The organism is Carnobacterium divergens DSM 20623, from assembly GCF_000744255.1.
GTDB classification, from domain to species: domain Bacteria; phylum Bacillota; class Bacilli; order Lactobacillales; family Carnobacteriaceae; genus Carnobacterium; species Carnobacterium divergens.
On record NZ_JQLO01000001.1, the window covers coordinates 2,342,423 to 2,359,342 of the forward strand.

General features: G+C 37.1%; 15 protein-coding genes and 1 other annotated feature (1 of these 16 running past the window's edge). Of the genes, 14 read left to right on the forward strand and 1 reads right to left on the reverse strand.

The window, feature by feature from the left end; genetic code table 11:
• Positions 1–5: 5 nt before the first annotated feature.
• Positions 6–1,901, forward strand: a complete 1,896-nt coding sequence (gene mnmG / locus BR52_RS11185; RefSeq protein WP_034572784.1) for a tRNA uridine-5-carboxymethylaminomethyl(34) synthesis enzyme MnmG — start codon at positions 6–8, stop codon at positions 1,899–1,901.
• A gap of 49 nt (positions 1,902–1,950) precedes the next feature.
• On the opposite strand, the gene BR52_RS11190 is transcribed toward mnmG, so the two are convergent.
• Entirely contained in the window at positions 1,951–4,272 is a 2,322-nt protein-coding gene (locus BR52_RS11190; protein ID WP_034572787.1) for a bifunctional metallophosphatase/5'-nucleotidase, read from the reverse strand.
• Between the two features lie 346 nt (positions 4,273–4,618).
• On the opposite strand from BR52_RS11190, the gene rsmG reads away from it, so the two are divergent.
• The 13 genes from rsmG to BR52_RS11255 all read left to right on the forward strand — a co-directional run bounded on the left by rsmG (position 4,619) and on the right by BR52_RS11255 (position 16,746).
• Positions 4,619–5,335 (forward strand): 16S rRNA (guanine(527)-N(7))-methyltransferase RsmG, encoded by a 717-nt coding sequence (gene rsmG, locus BR52_RS11195; protein WP_034572789.1) that lies wholly within the window; start codon positions 4,619–4,621, stop codon positions 5,333–5,335.
• Between the two features lie 95 nt (positions 5,336–5,430).
• A complete protein-coding gene (noc, locus tag BR52_RS11200) occupies positions 5,431–6,333 on the forward strand; it encodes a nucleoid occlusion protein (protein ID WP_034572794.1) in 903 nt (300 codons plus the stop codon).
• Between the two features lie 135 nt (positions 6,334–6,468).
• Complete coding sequence (locus BR52_RS11205) at positions 6,469–7,233, forward strand: ParA family protein (protein ID WP_034572797.1); 765 nt, start codon at positions 6,469–6,471, stop codon at positions 7,231–7,233.
• The gene (locus BR52_RS11210) at positions 7,223–8,113 is read left to right on the forward strand and encodes a ParB/RepB/Spo0J family partition protein (protein ID WP_034572800.1); all 891 of its coding nucleotides are present in this window, start codon (positions 7,223–7,225) and stop codon (positions 8,111–8,113) included. The genes BR52_RS11205 and BR52_RS11210 overlap by 11 nt, the downstream gene beginning before the upstream one ends.
• Before the next feature lie 31 nt (positions 8,114–8,144).
• The gene (locus BR52_RS11215) at positions 8,145–8,336 is read left to right on the forward strand and encodes a DUF951 domain-containing protein (protein WP_034572803.1); all 192 of its coding nucleotides are present in this window, start codon (positions 8,145–8,147) and stop codon (positions 8,334–8,336) included.
• A 23-nt stretch (positions 8,337–8,359) separates the two neighbouring features.
• On the forward strand, positions 8,360–9,460 hold the full coding sequence (ychF, locus tag BR52_RS11220) for a redox-regulated ATPase YchF (protein ID WP_034572806.1): 1,101 nt from the start codon (positions 8,360–8,362) through the stop codon (positions 9,458–9,460).
• Between the two features lie 15 nt (positions 9,461–9,475).
• Complete coding sequence (locus BR52_RS11225) at positions 9,476–10,186, forward strand: DUF1129 domain-containing protein (protein WP_236707158.1); 711 nt, start codon at positions 9,476–9,478, stop codon at positions 10,184–10,186.
• Positions 10,187–10,352: 166 nt separating this feature from the next.
• Positions 10,353–10,802 (forward strand): DUF2798 domain-containing protein, encoded by a 450-nt coding sequence (locus BR52_RS11230; RefSeq protein ID WP_034572810.1) that lies wholly within the window; start codon positions 10,353–10,355, stop codon positions 10,800–10,802.
• Between the two features lie 222 nt (positions 10,803–11,024).
• On the forward strand, positions 11,025–12,506 hold the full coding sequence (gene guaB, locus BR52_RS11235; protein ID WP_034572812.1) for an IMP dehydrogenase: 1,482 nt from the start codon (positions 11,025–11,027) through the stop codon (positions 12,504–12,506).
• Positions 12,507–12,615: 109 nt separating this feature from the next.
• On the forward strand, positions 12,616–13,251 hold the full coding sequence (locus tag BR52_RS11240; protein WP_034572815.1) for a TIM44-like domain-containing protein: 636 nt from the start codon (positions 12,616–12,618) through the stop codon (positions 13,249–13,251).
• A gap of 114 nt (positions 13,252–13,365) precedes the next feature.
• Positions 13,366–14,055 carry a response regulator transcription factor CroR gene (gene croR, locus BR52_RS11245; protein WP_034572819.1) on the forward strand — a complete coding sequence of 230 codons (690 nt, stop codon included), beginning with the start codon at positions 13,366–13,368 and terminating at the stop codon, positions 14,053–14,055.
• A 49-nt stretch (positions 14,056–14,104) separates the two neighbouring features.
• Entirely contained in the window at positions 14,105–15,241 is a 1,137-nt protein-coding gene (locus tag BR52_RS11250) for a sensor histidine kinase (RefSeq protein WP_034572821.1), read from the forward strand.
• Positions 15,242–15,420: 179 nt separating this feature from the next.
• Positions 15,421–16,746, forward strand: coding sequence for a serine hydrolase (locus tag BR52_RS11255; protein WP_034572824.1), 1,326 nt, complete (start codon positions 15,421–15,423; stop codon positions 16,744–16,746).
• A 140-nt stretch (positions 16,747–16,886) separates the two neighbouring features.
• Positions 16,887–16,920: a binding site (T-box leader), on the forward strand (it continues 202 nt past the right edge of the window).

Below are 16,920 nucleotides of genomic sequence, written 5' to 3' on the forward strand. Positions count from 1 at the left end.
AGAAAATGGAACGATATGAAGCAGGTACATTTGATGTTATCGTAGTTGGAGCAGGACATGCAGGATCAGAAGCGGCGCTAGCAAGCGCACGAATGGGTGCAAGCACACTACTTTTAACCATCAATTTAGATATGGTGGCATTTATGCCATGTAATCCATCCGTTGGAGGTCCAGCAAAAGGCGTTGTAGTTCGTGAAATCGATGCTTTAGGTGGCGAAATGGGACGCAACATTGATAAAACGTACATTCAAATGAGAATGTTAAATACAGGGAAAGGCCCTGCCGTGAGAGCTTTGCGGGCGCAAGCCGATAAATTTCTTTACGCCAATGAAATGAAATATACAATTGAAAAGACGGATAACTTGATTTTACGTCAAGGAATTGCCGAAGATCTAATTATTGAAAATGGAATTTGTGAAGGAATCGTTACAAATACAGGCGCTATTTACCGTAGTAAAGCTGTGGTATTAACTGCTGGAACTTCTTCAAGAGGACAAATTATTATTGGAGAGTTAAAATATTCTTCTGGTCCAAACAACTCACAACCTTCTATTAAGTTATCTGAAAGCCTATTAAGAAATGGCTTTGAATTGGCACGTTTTAAAACAGGAACACCGCCGCGGGTAAAAGGTTCAACCATTGATTACAGCGTAACGGAAGAACAACCGGGAGATGAAAAACCAAATCATTTCAGCTATAAGACACCCGACAGTCTTTATTTAAAAGATCAATTGTCTTGCTGGTTAACGTATAGCAATGAAAAAACTCACGAAATTATTCAAGCGAATCTACACCGTGCGCCAATGTTTACAGGAATCGTAGAAGGCGTAGGAGCAAGATATTGTCCATCCATTGAAGATAAAATCGTCCGTTTTAGTGACAAACCAAGACATCAACTATTTTTAGAACCAGAAGGTCGTAATACAGAGGAAGTCTATGTTCAAGGTTTATCTACCTCTTTACCAGAGGATGTTCAATTAGAAATGATCCGTTCAATCGAAGGATTAGAAAATGCAGAAATGATGCGAACAGGTTATGCAATTGAATATGATGTGGTCGTTCCTCATCAACTGCGCCCCTCTTTAGAAACGAAAACCGTTGAGAATCTCTTTACTGCAGGTCAAATGAATGGAACTTCAGGCTATGAAGAAGCAGCAGGTCAAGGATTGATGGCTGGGATTAATGCAGCCTTGAAAATCCAAGGAAAAGAACCCTTTATTATGAAGCGTAGTGACGGCTATATTGGTGTTATGATTGACGATTTGGTAACAAAAGGAACCAATGAACCATACCGTTTATTGACGTCTCGTGCGGAATATCGTTTACTTTTACGTCATGACAATGCGGATTTCCGTTTAACAGAAATCGGACACGAATTAGGTTTAGCAGATGAAGAACGTTACCAAGACTATTTGGTTAAAAAAGCAGCTGTCGAAGCTGAAATCAAACGTTTAAATTCGGTTCGTTTAAAACCGCATGCTGAACTTCAAGCATTTTTAGTTGAAAAAGGTTCTTCCCCATTAAAAGATGGAATTTTGGCAGCAGACTTCTTACGTCGCCCAGAAATCAGTTATCAAGAAGTTGTTCAATTTGCCCCAGCAGAAATCGCCGTAGCGAAAGAGGTTGCAGAGCAAGTTGAAATTCAAGTGAAATACGAAGGTTACATTCAAAAAGCCTTTGAAAAAGTGGCGAAAATGAAACGAATGGAATCAAAACGCATTCCAGAACGTATCGATTATGAAGCCATTAACGGTTTAGCAACAGAAGCCAAACAAAAACTAATCAAAATCCAACCAGAAACCATTGCCCAAGCAAGTCGAATCAGCGGAGTAAATCCAGCCGATATTTCGATTTTGATGGTTTATATTGAACAAGGGAAGATTGCGAAAGTAGAAGCGTAACTCATATCAAAAAAGAGAACCTCGTATCATACGAGGTTCTCTTTTTATCCTATACGATTTTTTTCTTCCTTAAAACCAACACAATTCCTCCGCCAAGCAAACCAGCACCAACAATAGCGCTAATCAATTGGACGTTCTCTCCTGTTTGAGGGAAGTCCTTTCCATCTTTTTTAGAGGAAGTCTTATCGGTTGTTACAGGTTTATCCTCATCTGTCTTTCCAGGTTTTTCTGGAGTTACGGGAGGCGTTCCTCCATTTTCATCAGGCTTTGGTGTCACGACATCCATTGCTAAAACGGTCTTTTCAAATGGAACCCTGTATCCATTTTGATCGGTTACCGTTACTACTAAAACTTGATCTTTTTTCACGTCTAACGAAGAGATATCAACAGTGAAATCACCATTTGCATCGGCAATCGCTGTTGCGGGATTTAAACTACGTGTTTGAACCGCCTCTTTTACTTGAACGTTTATCGTTGCATTTGGAAGAGTTTTACCTGTATGTTGCGTATCTTTTTCTTTAATATCGGTTAAAACAGTCGCTGCATGAATTGCTGCAAGGGCATTTTTTTCATTTTCAGCAGCAATGTCCGCTTGAGAACGATACGTTTTACGTCCATCAACGGCAGCTGAAATAGTTTTTCCAGCAGCTTCTTGCGCTTTGAAATAGTTAATAAAGGTATCTGTATCAGAATCAATTGCACCGATTAATTTAGCTCCAGTAAAAGTTTTAAAGCCATCCCCGCCACCAAATAAGAAATCGTTAATTACGACACGATATGTTTCATTAGGATCAAGAGGTTCGCCATTTTCTTTAACTATTTGATGCACTTTGTAAGGGACAGTAGGATCACCCGTTTCCGTATAGGTATAACGTAAGCCTGATAGCTGTAAGAAATACTTTCCATCTTCATCGTATTGTTCATTTAATACATTTTCAATTTGAGCACCGGTCATTTCCACGATTTGCAAAATATTGCCAAAGGGTTGAACATTTTGTGCGGCGCCCCATGTAATGGTTTTGTCATCTTGGACTAGTAAATCTGCTCGAATTCCACCGTTATTTGTCATGGCGAAATCAACATGATTGCCATCTAAATTTGCCACAATGCGTTGCGCATCAGTGACCAAATTGCCTACTGGCGATTCATTTGCAGCGTTGACTTCACGAGACATTGTGCCAGCTTCAGTCGCAGTCCCAACTTTTTCATTTGTAACTTGAGTAACCAAGTTATCCGCCTCTTCAATAATTTGGCTGACAGCAGAATCAGGAACTACCGGAGTACCGTTTACGTCATTTGTCAAGACAGGAGTCACAACAGCGTCAGGAGTTTTAACAAAATCTTTCGTCACAGGATCTAGTTCGCCAGTCATATTAACGAAGGCTTTTCCTTGTGAGGTACTTTGGACAATGCGTGTGTTGTTCGCCAATCCGTTTGTAAATTGGTGATTGTGTCCTGCGAAAAGAGCATCCACACTGTTTTCAGGATCAATGGCGTTGACCTTGTTAATTAATGTCGCAGCGTCGCCAACAGCCACATCATCGGTACTCGTTGCGGGTACATGAGCTAACACAACAATTGCGTTAACACCTTTATCTCTTAGCTCTTTTGAATATTTTGCAACGGTTTCAGCTTCATCTAAAAAATTATATTGTTCATAGTGCTTCTTCAACACTAAATTAGGGATTTCTGTAGTAACGATTCCGATAAAGCCAACTTCAACGGACTGTCCATTTTGGGAAATTAACTTCGTTGTATAAGGTTTCCAATCAAAAGGAATGGCGCCAGTTTCTTTATCCGTCATATTTGCAATCACAATATCCGTTTTTGTAGCTTCACGTTGATAATTTTGTGTAATCTGATTGAATTGACCCGGTAATGGAGCCGTTCCAGTTAAAATTCGATTGTATTCAGCCAAACCTTCATCAAATTCATGATTTCCTAATGTCCCAACTTGAAAATTCATGCGGTTTAAGACTTTGATGGTAGGCTCATCTTGTAATAAACCTGAATTTGCAGGGCTAGCTCCAACCATATCACCGGCTTGTACTCGAATCGTCGATCCTGTTGCATTTGTTTCTTTAAAGGTCTCTTCTGCTTGGTCTAAATAAGTCGCAAGCAAAGCAGCTTTTCCTGCATTTCTAAATGGTGTTCCATTAATATAGGCTGTTCCTGTCGTACTTAACGCACCGTGAAAATCATTAATGCCTAATAATTGAATTGGAAGAGTGGCGGTGGGGGCTTGTGTTACTGCGCCCGTGTCGGTTCCTCCTATTTCATCAGCAGAAACAATTGCTGAAAAACTCCCCAAACTTGTTACAACTAAACCTAACAATGCAACCTTACTAAAAAGAAGACTTGCTTTTTTCATTTCCAAATCCAACCCCTTAATTATTATGGTTCAACATGTAGAATTTTAACATTAAATAGATTTATCTACAATATAGTTCGTAAATAAAACGGTAACGATTTTATAATTGGGTTTAAATCATACGGAAAAAGTCCGATTAACGATTTTTCAAGAAAATAGAACTGATGTTTTAAGCCTTGGAATTCTCGTTTCATTTATAAATAAAAAAATACCACCGAACAAAACATTAAAAATCAAAAAAAACAGCAAATAATCATTGCACTTCTTGGGCATTTGTATTAAAGTTAAACAGATAGAGTTGTGAAACAAAGTTGTGTTTCACGTTATCAAAAAGGAGCGTGAATTCATGAATCCAGAAGAATTTAAGGAAGCCTTACAAGAAAAGGGAATTCCACTAACTGAAAAACAAATGAACCAATTTAAACAATATCTGGTCCTTCTCCAAGAATGGAATGAGAAGATCAATTTAACAGCGATTACTGAAGAAGAAGAAGTGTACTTAAAGCATTTCTATGATTCGATTCTAGCTGGCGTGTATGTGGATTTTAATAACGGGGTCCAAAGCTTATGTGATGTAGGTGCTGGTGCTGGGTTTCCAAGCATCCCCCTAAAAATTGTCTTCCCAAAATTATCGGTGACAATTGTTGATTCATTAAATAAACGTATTCAATTTTTAAATACATTAGCAACTGAATTAGAATTAGAAGATGTGCATTTCTATCATGATCGAGCAGAAACCTTTGGTCAAAATAAACAGTTCCGTGAATCCTTTGATTTTGTAACGGCTAGAGCCGTTGCAAGAATGAGTGTCTTGTCTGAATTATGCTTGCCATTAGTTAAAAAAGGCGGTTTGTTTATCGCTTTGAAAGCTAGTAACAGCCACGCAGAAATGCAAGAAGGCGAACGAGCACTGTCATTATTAGGCGGAAAAGTTCGAGAAGATATTATTTGTGAATTGCCAAGAGATGCTGGCGAACGCCACATTATTTTGATTGATAAAAAGAAAGAAACACCAAAGGCGTATCCAAGAAAACCAGGAACACCTAACCGAAAACCTCTTTAACGTAATAAAAGAGAATCGGTTTCATCATAAAATTTTGCAAGACTAAACTACTTTTTGTTACAATAGTATCAAAGGAACTACAAGGAGAGAATAAAATGGCATTGTCGGATTTATTTGGTTCAGGAAAAGCAAAAAAGAAAACTGAAAAACGTGATGAAGTTGTGCCGGAAGTAGCCCTAGAAACTATTGAAAGCGAAGAGGCGCAGCAACAACTTGTTCAAAAACTACCCGTTGCACGTATTGTTCCAAATCGTTTTCAACCAAGAAAGATTTTTAATGAAGAAAAGCTGCAAGAATTGTCCAGAACGATTCATATTCATGGCTTAATTCAACCCATCGTTGTACGAGAGTATGCACCGGGAGAATACGAGATTATTGCTGGGGAACGACGTTTTAGAGCGATGCAAATTTTAGAGTGGGAAGAAGTTCCTGCGATTATCCAAGAAATGACCGATCCAGAAACAGCATCAGTTGCTTTGATTGAAAATCTGCAACGTGAAGAGTTGACATCAATTGAAGAAGCAAAAGCCTACCAAGGTTTGATTGAATTAAATGAAATCACTCAAGAAGCTTTAGCCCAACGGATTGGAAAAAGTCAGTCATTTGTTGCTAATAAGCTACGCTTGCTAAAGCTCTCAACACCTGTTCAACAAGCACTTTTAACAAAAGAAATTTCAGAACGACATGGCCGTAGCTTACTTGCTTTAAACGAAGAAGAGCAAAAAGAAGTTGTTGCTACAATAATTTCAGAAAAATTAACGGTAAAAGAAACTGAATCCTTAGTTAAAAGTATAAAAGCTGACAAAGAAGAAAAAACACCCGCGAAGCCCAAAAAACGTAAAAAAGGCATTTCAAAAGACATTCGCTTGGCGTTAAATACAATAAAAAAATCAATTACTATGGTGAATGACACAGGAATTAAAATGAAGACAGAAGAAGAAGATTTAGAAGATGTCTATCGAATCACAATTGAAATTCCAAAAAAGAAAGATAAATAAAGAGCGATAAATGAACCATTTCATTTTGAAAAGATGCGCAGGAGAATAAAGGCATCTTTTCTTTTATTCTCCTATTTTTAATGGACAAAAATCGGGTCTCCTATTTAACGAGAGCCTAAAAACGGAGGAACAACAATGGCACGAATTATATCAGTTGCAAATCAAAAAGGTGGCGTTGGCAAAACGACGACTACTGTAAATTTAGGTGCATGTTTAGCTTATAACGGCAAAAAAATCTTATTGATTGATATAGATGCACAAGGAAATGCTACCAGTGGCTTAGGAGTCCGAAAAGCGGATGTTGAAAAAGATATCTATGACATCTTAGTCAACGAGACGCCCATCGAAGACGTTGTGATGCCGACATCAAGAGAAAATCTATGGATCGTGCCGGCAACCATTCAATTAGCAGGAGCAGAAATCGAACTGACGACTCAAATGGCAAGAGAATCACGATTGAAGCAAGCGATTCAAAAGGTTAAAGATCAATACGATTATATTTTAATTGATTGCCCACCTTCACTTGGTCATTTAACCATTAATGCATTTACAGCCAGCGATTCAATTCTGATCCCTGTTCAATGTGAATATTACGCATTAGAAGGATTAAGCCAACTTTTAAACACAGTCCGACTTGTCCAAAAACATTTTAATCCTGATTTGAAAATTGAAGGCGTGTTGTTAACGATGCTGGATGCTAGAACAAACCTAGGCTATGAAGTCGTTGATGAAGTGAAAAAATATTTCCGCGAGCGCGTGTATAAAACAATTGTGCCACGTAATATCCGTTTATCAGAAGCACCAAGTCATGGCTTATCGATCATTGATTACGATCCACGTTCAAGAGGAGCAGAGGTTTACCTAGAATTGGCAAAGGAAGTGTTAGCAAATGGCGAATAAAAATAGCAAAGGCTTAGGCCGCGGAATAGATGCGCTTTTTGGCGATTACACGGAGCTAGAAGAAATCGATGTGAACAGTGAAGTCGTAAAAGAGATTTCCTTAGAAGAAATCAGACCAAATCCTTACCAACCAAGAAAAATATTTGATGAAGAAGCATTGAATGAATTAGCCGATTCCATTCGTTCTTCAGGTGTATTTCAACCGATTATTTTAAGAGAATCAACAGTCAAAGGCTATGAAATCATTGCCGGCGAACGTCGTTTTAGAGCCTCTAAATTAGCAGGTAAAGCAACCATTCCAGCGATTATTCGTGTCTTTGATGAAGAGCGAATGATGGAAGTAGCGGTGTTGGAAAACTTACAAAGAGAAGACTTGACCTCTCTTGAAGAAGCAGAAGCTTATGATATGCTGATGAAAAAGTTAAAATTAACTCAAGAAGAAGTGGCAAAACGACTAGGCAAGAGTCGCCCTTATATTGCAAATTACTTACGCTTACTAGGTTTGCCTGATGGCGTCAAAAAAATGCTTCAAAATGAAGAAATCTCAATGGGACAAGCAAGAACATTACTAGGCTTAAAGGATAAAAAACAAATCAGCAAAATTGCCAATCGAGTTGTTCGAGATAATTTAACGGTTCGCCAGTTGGAGCAATTAGTGATTCAATTGAATCAACCAAAAGAAAAAGCTCAAGACAAGCCAAAAGCTGAAAAAAAACCTTATTACATCCGAGAAAGTGAAGAGCGCTTGATGGATAAATTCGGTACAGCTGTTCAAATCAGCGAAAAAGGTGAAAAAGGAAAAATCGAAATCGAATACCTTTCTGTTGACGATTTAACTAGAATTCTAGATATTTTAGAAATTCAATTTGAAGACGAATAGATCATTTTTAAGATAGAGTGGGTGGGGGAAAATGTATCAATTAAACGATATTGTCGAAATGAAAAAGCCACATCCATGTGGAACCAATCGGTGGCAAATTATTCGAATGGGCATGGATATTCGGATTAAGTGTGAAAAATGTGGACATATGGTTTTAATGCCACGAAGAGAATTTGAAAAGAAAATGAAAAAAATACTCGTTTCAGCAGAAACAATTAACTAAAGAAAAGGAATGTGTGACTAAAAATGGCATTAACAGCAGGAATTGTAGGCTTACCAAACGTAGGAAAATCAACACTATTTAACGCAATTACAAAAGCAGGAGCAGAAGCGGCAAACTATCCCTTCGCGACAATTGACCCTAATGTGGGCATGGTTGAAGTACCAGATAAACGCCTAGACCGTATTACGCAATTGATTACCCCTAAAAAGACGATTCCAACGACTTTTGAATTTACTGATATCGCAGGAATCGTAAAAGGCGCTAGTAAAGGTGAAGGATTAGGAAATAAATTCTTAAGTCATATTCGTCAAGTAGACGCGATTTGTCACGTTGTACGCTCGTTTGATGATGAAAATATCACTCACGTAGATGGCCGCGTAGACCCACTAGCAGATATTGAAACGATTAACTTAGAATTAGTCTTAGCAGACTTAGAGTCTGTTGAAAAACGGATTGCTCGTGTGGCAAAAGTTGCAAGAACAAAAGATAAGGACGCTGTTGCAGAATTAACAGTGCTAGAAAAAATCAAACCCGTTTTAGAAGCAGGCCAATCAGCAAGAAGCATTGAATTTTCAGAAGATGAATTGCCACTAGTAAAAAGCTTGTTCTTACTAACAACGAAACCTGTTTTATACGTAGCGAACGTTGGGGAAGAAGACGTTGCAGATCCATCAAATAACGAATACGTTAAACAAGTAAAAGAATTTGCTGCAAGTGAAAATTCAGATGTTATTGTTATCTGTGCTAGAGCAGAGGAAGAAATCGCTGAGTTAGAAGACGAAGAAAAAGCAGAATTCTTAGAAGAAATGGGTATTGCAGAATCTGGTTTAGACCAATTGATTCGTACCGCTTACCACTTATTAGGACTAGCCACTTACTTTACAGCAGGCGAAAAAGAAGTTCGTGCTTGGACCTTTAAACAAGGAATGACAGCACCGCAAACAGCGGGAATTATCCATTCTGATTTTGAACGAGGCTTTATCCGTGCTGAAACGTATTCATTTGAAGATTTAGACAAATACGAAAGCCTGCAAGCAATCAAAGAAGCAGGACGCTTACGTTCAGAAGGAAAAGGCTATATTGTACAAGATGGAGATGTTATGGAGTTTCTATTTAACGTCTAGTAGGTGAGGGAAGACTTGAAAGGGGCTATCGAAACAGTGGAACATGAAGAATTAGTAAACGTAAAAGCAGAAAATGAAGCATTACAAGCCAAATTAACAAAGCGTAATGAACAATATATGATGGGGTTAGACAAAGCCTTAACCGCAGCTAACTTGTCTGAGGAACGCAAAACAGAAATTTACAGCGAAATGCTGCCACATTTAGTAGAAGGTCAAAAAACAGGTCAAACCGCACGCCAAATTTATGGAACAGTGACGGAACAAACGTCAGCTTTACTAGATGGACCTAGAAAAGCGACTGCACCAGTTGGTCAATCAAAAGATTGGATGATTGCATTAGATGGTGGGTTAATGATGGTTGCGTTGCTTTCCTTAATTACAGGAGTTTCAAGCCTTTGGGGAAAAGCACAACAAGGAGCAGAGATGGGAATTATTACTTTGTTGATTAACTTTCTTGCGGGGGGGATCGTCATTTTACTAATCTCTAAAAATGCACCTAATCGTTATGCGAAAGAGAAGAAAAAAGGTGGATTTTTCCGTTATATCTTAATTATTGGGGTAGCCATGCTTGCGTGGATGTTCTTGATGACAGCTTCAATGGCATTCTTACCAGCGTCAATTAACATGAGTCTGCCACCAATTGGGTATCTTATTGTTGCAGCAGCAGCATTTGGTGCAAAATTATACTTTAAACGTAAATGGAATATCCAAGGTGGGTTCTTTTAACCGCTAGATTATTTTTAAAACCGCTAAGATCTCGTACTCACGGGATTGCTTAGCGGTTTTTTTGTTGGAGCTAACTACTAGTAATCTTAAGAAAATCTTAACTTATGAAGAAAAATTGAAACTGATACACTAGATAGGCAAGTAAAAAATTGGAGGTTAACGAACGATGTATCAGAACACAAGAGAAAAGCTTATTTTTACAGGATTAATGTGTGGAGTTATGGTGTTTTTAATGAGTGCATTTAACATCATTTTACAAGTAGGATTCAACTGGACGGCTGTTACAACTATTTTAAAAGGATTTATCCCTATTTTTATTATTGGGTTTTTATTAGATCTCTTCGTAATTGGAAAATTTGCTAAAGCAATGCAAAGTAAAATGGTGAAACCCGATGCACATATTATGAAGAAAGTTTTTGCAATGCAATTTTTTATGGTATTTGGTATGTGTATTTGCATGACGACTCTAACAACGTTTATGCATTTTGGTTTTACTGGTATAGAAGTGTATCAAATTTTGGCTATTACGCTTGTTCGTAATTTTGTTGTAGCTCTTATTTTGCAGGTTTTTATTGCAGGTCCAATTGTTCGAAACGTGGCACAACGAATTTATTAAGTAAAAAAACAACTTGAAACAGTTGGAAATAAGACAGAAAGAAACCTAAAAAGCGGAGTGTTTTCTCATCTTTCTTTCATAAAACCCTGTGATTTTACATTTTTTTCAATTGTAAGAGAATTCATAGCCATAAAGGCTTGACGAAGGCCGAATTCTCTGTTATTTTTGTAATTAAAATCTAATTCAAATTGAATCAAAAAATCGAAGGAGTGGTTGTTTAAGATGTCTAACTGGGAAACGAAATTTGCTAAAGAAGGCTATACATTTGATGATGTACTATTAGTTCCAGCAGAAAGCCATGTGTTACCAAATGATGTGGATATGAGTGTTCAACTTGCGAAGAATTTGAAGCTGAATATTCCGTTGATGAGTGCAAGTATGGATACTGTAACAGATTCAAAAATGGCGATTGCTATGGCGCGTCAAGGTGGTTTGGGAGTTATTCATAAAAATATGAGTATCCAAGAACAAGCAGATGAAGTTCGCAAAGTAAAACGTTCAGAAAGTGGCGTCATTATCGATCCGTTTTTCTTAACACCCGTTCATTTAGTATCTGATGCAGAAGAGTTGATGGGACGTTACCGCATTAGTGGTGTACCAATTGTCAATAATATGCAAGATCGAATTCTAGTAGGAATTTTAACCAACCGTGATTTACGCTTCGTAACAGATTACAGCATTAAAATTGAAGAAGTCATGACGAAAGATAAGCTTGTGACAGCTCCAGTTGGAACTTCATTAAAAGATGCTGAAAAAATCTTACAACAACATAAAATTGAAAAATTACCAATCGTTGATGAAAAAGGTCGTTTAAGTGGATTGATTACCATCAAGGATATTGAAAAAGTAATCGAGTTCCCTAATGCCGCTAAAGACGAGCATGGACGCTTGTTAGCAGCTGCAGCTGTTGGAGTGACAAGTGATACGTTTGAACGTGCAGAAGCGTTATTAGAAGCCGGTGCAGACGCAATTATTATAGATACTGCTCATGGACACAGTGCAGGGGTTATTCGTAAGATCAAAGAAATTCGTGAACAGTTCCCAGAAGCGACATTAGTTGCCGGAAATGTTGCAACAGGCGAAGCAACTCGTGCCTTATATGATGTTGGTGTCGATGTAGTAAAAGTTGGGATTGGACCTGGTTCAATTTGTACGACACGTGTCGTTGCAGGTGTTGGTGTACCTCAATTAACAGCTATTTATGATGCAGCAGAAGTTGCTCGTGAATACGGCCGTACGATTATTGCAGATGGCGGAATCAAATATTCAGGAGATATCGTTAAAGCTCTTGCAGCAGGCGGACACGTTGTTATGTTAGGAAGTATGCTAGCAGGAACAGACGAGTCACCAGGTGAATTTGAAATATTCCAAGGTCGTCGTTTTAAAACATACCGTGGAATGGGCAGCTTAGGCGCGATGGAAAAAGGATCAAGCGATCGTTATTTCCAAGGCGGTACAAACGAAGCTAACAAATTAGTTCCAGAAGGTATTGAAGGTCGCGTTGCCTATAAAGGAAGCGCAAGCGACATTATTTTCCAAATGATGGGCGGATTAAAAGCTGGAATGGGCTATGTAGGCGCAGCTGACCTTAAGTATTTAAGAGACGAAGCTCAATTTATTCGTATGAGTGGTGCTGGTTTACGTGAATCACATCCACATGACGTACAAATTACCAAAGAAGCACCGAACTATTCAGTGCAATAAATAATAATCAAAAAAATCTCTTTGAATTTAAAAGAGATTTTTTTTGCTTTTAATAAAACGTCCGTTACTTTATAATGAATGTAAGTTTTATAAGGAGGGGGAAACAAATTTGAAAAAAATACTTAGCTTTTTAGTTGTCTGTGTAAGTCTGTTCATCAGTATGCCGATAGTGGCTTCGGCTGTAGCTGGTGGAGGAGATGCTACATACTATGATGGGGGAAACAGTTATAATGGAAATTACACTAATTATTCAGATAATTCTTCAGATGGAGAATTATCTGCAGGCGCAGCCATACTCTTAATAATAGGATATGGGATTTCCTATTTATTCAAATCTAATCAAAAAAATAATGATGGAACGATTGAACATGCACTCAGCAAGCGCATTGAAGAGGCTTTTTGTTCGATTCAAAATGCGTGGACTAAAGATAAATTGGAGTTAGCGAGGAGTTACTATTCACAAGATTTATACCTTGACCATCAACGAATGTTGGTGAAAATGAGAAAAGAGAATCTTCGAAACTATGTATTAAATGTAAGAGTTAAAAAAATGCATCATTTTAAAATGATTGAAAAAGATCGGAAGTTTTCAGTTAAAATTGAAGCCAGTCTGATTGATTACACTGTAGATACAGTTACGGACAAATTAATTAGAGGTCGTCGCTATGAAAAAGGAATGATTTCTCAAACTTGGATATTTATTAAAGATATCAAAAATGAATGGGTTGTTGTTTCTATTCGATAAGGTTTGATTCGTTAGTTTAACCAATAATCAGTAGATATTTAACAAAAACTTTAGTACTTTCTGTTATGATAGAAGAAAGAATTAAAAATAAACCGCCATACAAGGAGAACTATTATGAAAATATTAGTCGTTGATGATGATAAAGAGATTGTTGAATTATTAAGTATCTATATAAAAAATGAAGGCTATGAAGTTGAAAAAGCGTATAATGGCAAAGAAGCAATGACAAAAATTATGACTACACCAGATATCGATTTAATGGTATTGGATGTGATGATGCCTAAAATGGATGGAATCGAAGTAGTTAAAGCATTACGTAAAGACTCGCAAATGCCTGTTTTAATGTTAAGTGCGAAAACAACGGATATGGATAAAATCCAAGGGTTGATTACTGGAGCAGATGACTACGTAGCAAAACCTTTTAATCCACTGGAAGTCATGGCACGTATCAAATCATTATTAAGAAGAAGCAATTATCAAGTGACACAAGACGAACCAGATGTTCTGGAAATCGGTCCGTTAATTATTCAAAAAGATTCACATGAAGTCACAACGATTCATGGAAAATCAATCCAATTAACCGCTTTAGAATTTGGAATCCTACATTTACTAGCTAGCCACCCAAATCGCGTTTTTAGTGCAGATGAAATTTTTGAACGCGTCTGGCAACAAGAAAGCTTAGTATCAGCTAAAACAGTCATGGTTCATGTGAGCCATTTGCGCGACAAAATCGAAGAAGCAACTGATGGCGAAAAAGTCGTACAAACTGTTTGGGGCGTAGGTTATAAAATCGAAGATCGATAAAATTTGTACTTGGCAACCAGTTCTATGATTGAGGAGATGAAACAAAAAGTTGAAGTTAACTAGAAAAGAAAAAAGCGAATTGATATTTGAAGGATTTATTACAGTAGGGTTGATTTACTTACTCTATTTAGCTGTTTTAATCATTTTTGAACGCTTTGTGTACACATCACCAGACCTAGTCAATAATATTTGGATTTTTAAAAATTCATTTACAATTGGAGAACGCCAAGTTCACTCATACAAATTGATTTTTGTTACTCTGTTAGTTATTGTGGCAATGATTGTTTTATTTTGGCGCTTAAAACGTCGTTACAAACAAATGCAATTACGTCATGTTATTAGCGAGTTGCATTACATTGCAGAAGGTCATTACGATCATCGCATTCCTTTTGAATTAAGTGGCGACATGAATAAAGTTATCGACAGTATCCATGTGTTAGTGGACAGTACCGTGAGTGCAATGGAAGAAGAGCGTAAGATTGAGCAATCGAAAGATGAGCTGATTACGAATGTCTCTCATGATATTCGCACACCTCTAACTTCTATTATTGGTTATTTGGGATTAATCGAGGATAAACAATATCAAAGTCAAGAAGAGCTACTAAAATACACACATACGGCATACATTAAAGCCAAACAAATGAAAATATTAGTTGAAGATTTATTCGAGTACACAAAAGTTCGTCAACATACAACACCGTTAAACCTTACACAGTTTGATATGGTAAAGCTATTAGAGCAACTAGCAGCTGATTTTGAATTAGATGCTAAGAAAAAGAACATGGTCATTGAAGTGATTCAACCAGATTCTGAAATTATGATGGAGGCAGACACAGAAAAAATTGTGCGCGTCTTTAATAATTTAATTTCCAATGCTTTAAAATATGGTGTTGGCGGTAAAAAAATCACGATTGAAGCGCAAAAAGTTGGTAAAGAAGTCATTATTTCAGTCAGCAACGATGGGCCGGAAATTCCAGAAGCTTCTTTAAATCAATTATTCGATCGTTTCTACCGCGTAGAAGAATCGCGTTCACAAGAAACGGGTGGAACAGGCTTAGGCTTAGCGATTGCACAAAGTATCGTCGCGTTACATGGGGGATACATTTATGCGAAATCAGATAAAGAATTAACACGTTTTGTACTGCACTTACCATTAAAGCAAGTACAAAACAGTGAAACAAAATAATGTTTCACGTGAATCATTTTAGTTTAAAAAGCTGAGAACAGAGGGATTAATCTTAGCTTTTTAATTTGTTTTAAAGAATAAAAAGAACCATTTTAATTTCAGAAAAAAACTTGTTTTTTAGTGATAATTTCGCTAACATAGAGAAGTCAATAAAAACGATATTGAGGAGAATTTATTACATGAAAAAATTAAATAAATACGGCGTGATTTTTGCTGTCGCGTTAATGATAGGAACTATTTTTCCATCTTTCTTGATGGGCGCTCAAACAGCATCAGCAGCTGAAGCACCAGAAATTAATGCAGCTGCTGCATTTGCAATTGAAGCGAAGACAGGAAAAGTATTAGTGAACAAAAATGGTGATGAAAAATTAGGAATTGCATCAATGACTAAAATGATTACAGAATACTTAGTTTTAGAAGCTATTAAAGATGGGAAATTAAAATGGGATCAAAAAATCACCATTGATGACTACAGCTACAAAACAAGTCAGAATTCTGAATTGTCAAATGTTCCATTACGTTTAGGTGAGCAATATACCGTAAAAGAATTATATGAAGCAATGGCGATTTACTCAGCTAACGCAGCAGCAATTAGTTTGGCACAGGCTGTTTCAGGAAGTGAGCCTCAATTTGTGGATGCGATGCGTGAAAAAGTTATTTCATGGGGAGCAAAAGCAGAAGATATTCATTTAGTAAATGCAACAGGTTTAACAAACTCTGATTTAAATGGCAATATCTATCCAGGAAGTTCTGAAACAGATGAAAATATGATGACAGCTCGTGATATGGCGCTGGTTGCTCAACATCTATTGAATGATTTTCCAGAAGTTCTTGAAACAGCGAAAATTCCAACCCTCGATTTCAGAAAAGGAACATCAGATGAAATTCATATGGAAAACTGGAACTGGATGCTGCCAGGCTTAATTTACGCTCGTGATAATGTTGACGGATTAAAAACCGGAACAACAGATATTGCCGGTGCATGTTTTACTGGAACTGCTGAAGAAAATGGCATGAGAATTATCACTGTCGTAATGAATGCAGGCGATGGCGAAACAAATAAAGGTGCTCGTTTTGAAGAAACAGCTAAAATGATGGATTACGCTTTTGATAATTTTGAAATGAAAGAATTAGTCAAAAAAGGTGACACAAATAAAGCCTTAAAAGCTATTAACGTAGCAAAAGGAAAAGAAGATAGCGTGAAATTAGTAATGGATACTAACGTAAACGCAATCGTTCAAAAAGATACAGAAGTTAAAAATTTAAAAGTAACCTATACTGAAAAAGAAGGCTTACTAAATAGCGATAAAGAATTAGTAGCTCCTATTAAAAAAGGAATGGAAGTTGGAACAGCTCAAGTAGCCCCAACTAACGATACTTTAGGCTATATCAACGGTGCGACAGGACAAGAAGTAAAAGTAGTAACAGCATCAGAAGTTGAAAAAGCTAATTTTTTTGTTTTAACAGGTCGTGAGATCAAATCTTTTTTCACTAATTTATTTTAACCATTAGAAGGAGCAACCAGTTAAAAGGTTGCTTTTTTTTTATTGGAAAAGTTTAGGTAGGATAATTTTTTGAAAATAGATTTTTAGATTGCATTTTTCTCGTTACTTAGGTATGATAAGAACACAGCAAGTAAATAAAGTCGAACGTCAGTAGCGTGACATAGTAAATCAAAT

Excerpts from the sequence above, each read along its gene's own strand:
- guaB (WP_034572812.1), top strand. The coding sequence starts at position 11,025 with ATGTCTAACTGGGAAACGAAATTTGCTAAAGAAGGCTATACATTTGAT.
- croR (WP_034572819.1), top strand. The coding sequence starts at position 13,366 with ATGAAAATATTAGTCGTTGATGATGATAAAGAGATTGTTGAATTATTA.
- BR52_RS11205 (WP_034572797.1), top strand. The coding sequence starts at position 6,469 with ATGGCACGAATTATATCAGTTGCAAATCAAAAAGGTGGCGTTGGCAAA.
- BR52_RS11255 (WP_034572824.1), top strand. The coding sequence starts at position 15,421 with ATGAAAAAATTAAATAAATACGGCGTGATTTTTGCTGTCGCGTTAATG.
- BR52_RS11190 (WP_034572787.1), bottom strand. The coding sequence starts at position 4,272 with ATGAAAAAAGCAAGTCTTCTTTTTAGTAAGGTTGCATTGTTAGGTTTA.
- BR52_RS11230 (WP_034572810.1), top strand. The coding sequence starts at position 10,353 with ATGTATCAGAACACAAGAGAAAAGCTTATTTTTACAGGATTAATGTGT.
- rsmG (WP_034572789.1), top strand. The coding sequence starts at position 4,619 with ATGAATCCAGAAGAATTTAAGGAAGCCTTACAAGAAAAGGGAATTCCA.
- mnmG (WP_034572784.1), top strand. The coding sequence starts at position 6 with ATGGAACGATATGAAGCAGGTACATTTGATGTTATCGTAGTTGGAGCA.
- BR52_RS11215 (WP_034572803.1), top strand. The coding sequence starts at position 8,145 with ATGTATCAATTAAACGATATTGTCGAAATGAAAAAGCCACATCCATGT.
- ychF (WP_034572806.1), top strand. The coding sequence starts at position 8,360 with ATGGCATTAACAGCAGGAATTGTAGGCTTACCAAACGTAGGAAAATCA.
- BR52_RS11210 (WP_034572800.1), top strand. The coding sequence starts at position 7,223 with ATGGCGAATAAAAATAGCAAAGGCTTAGGCCGCGGAATAGATGCGCTT.
- noc (WP_034572794.1), top strand. The coding sequence starts at position 5,431 with ATGGCATTGTCGGATTTATTTGGTTCAGGAAAAGCAAAAAAGAAAACT.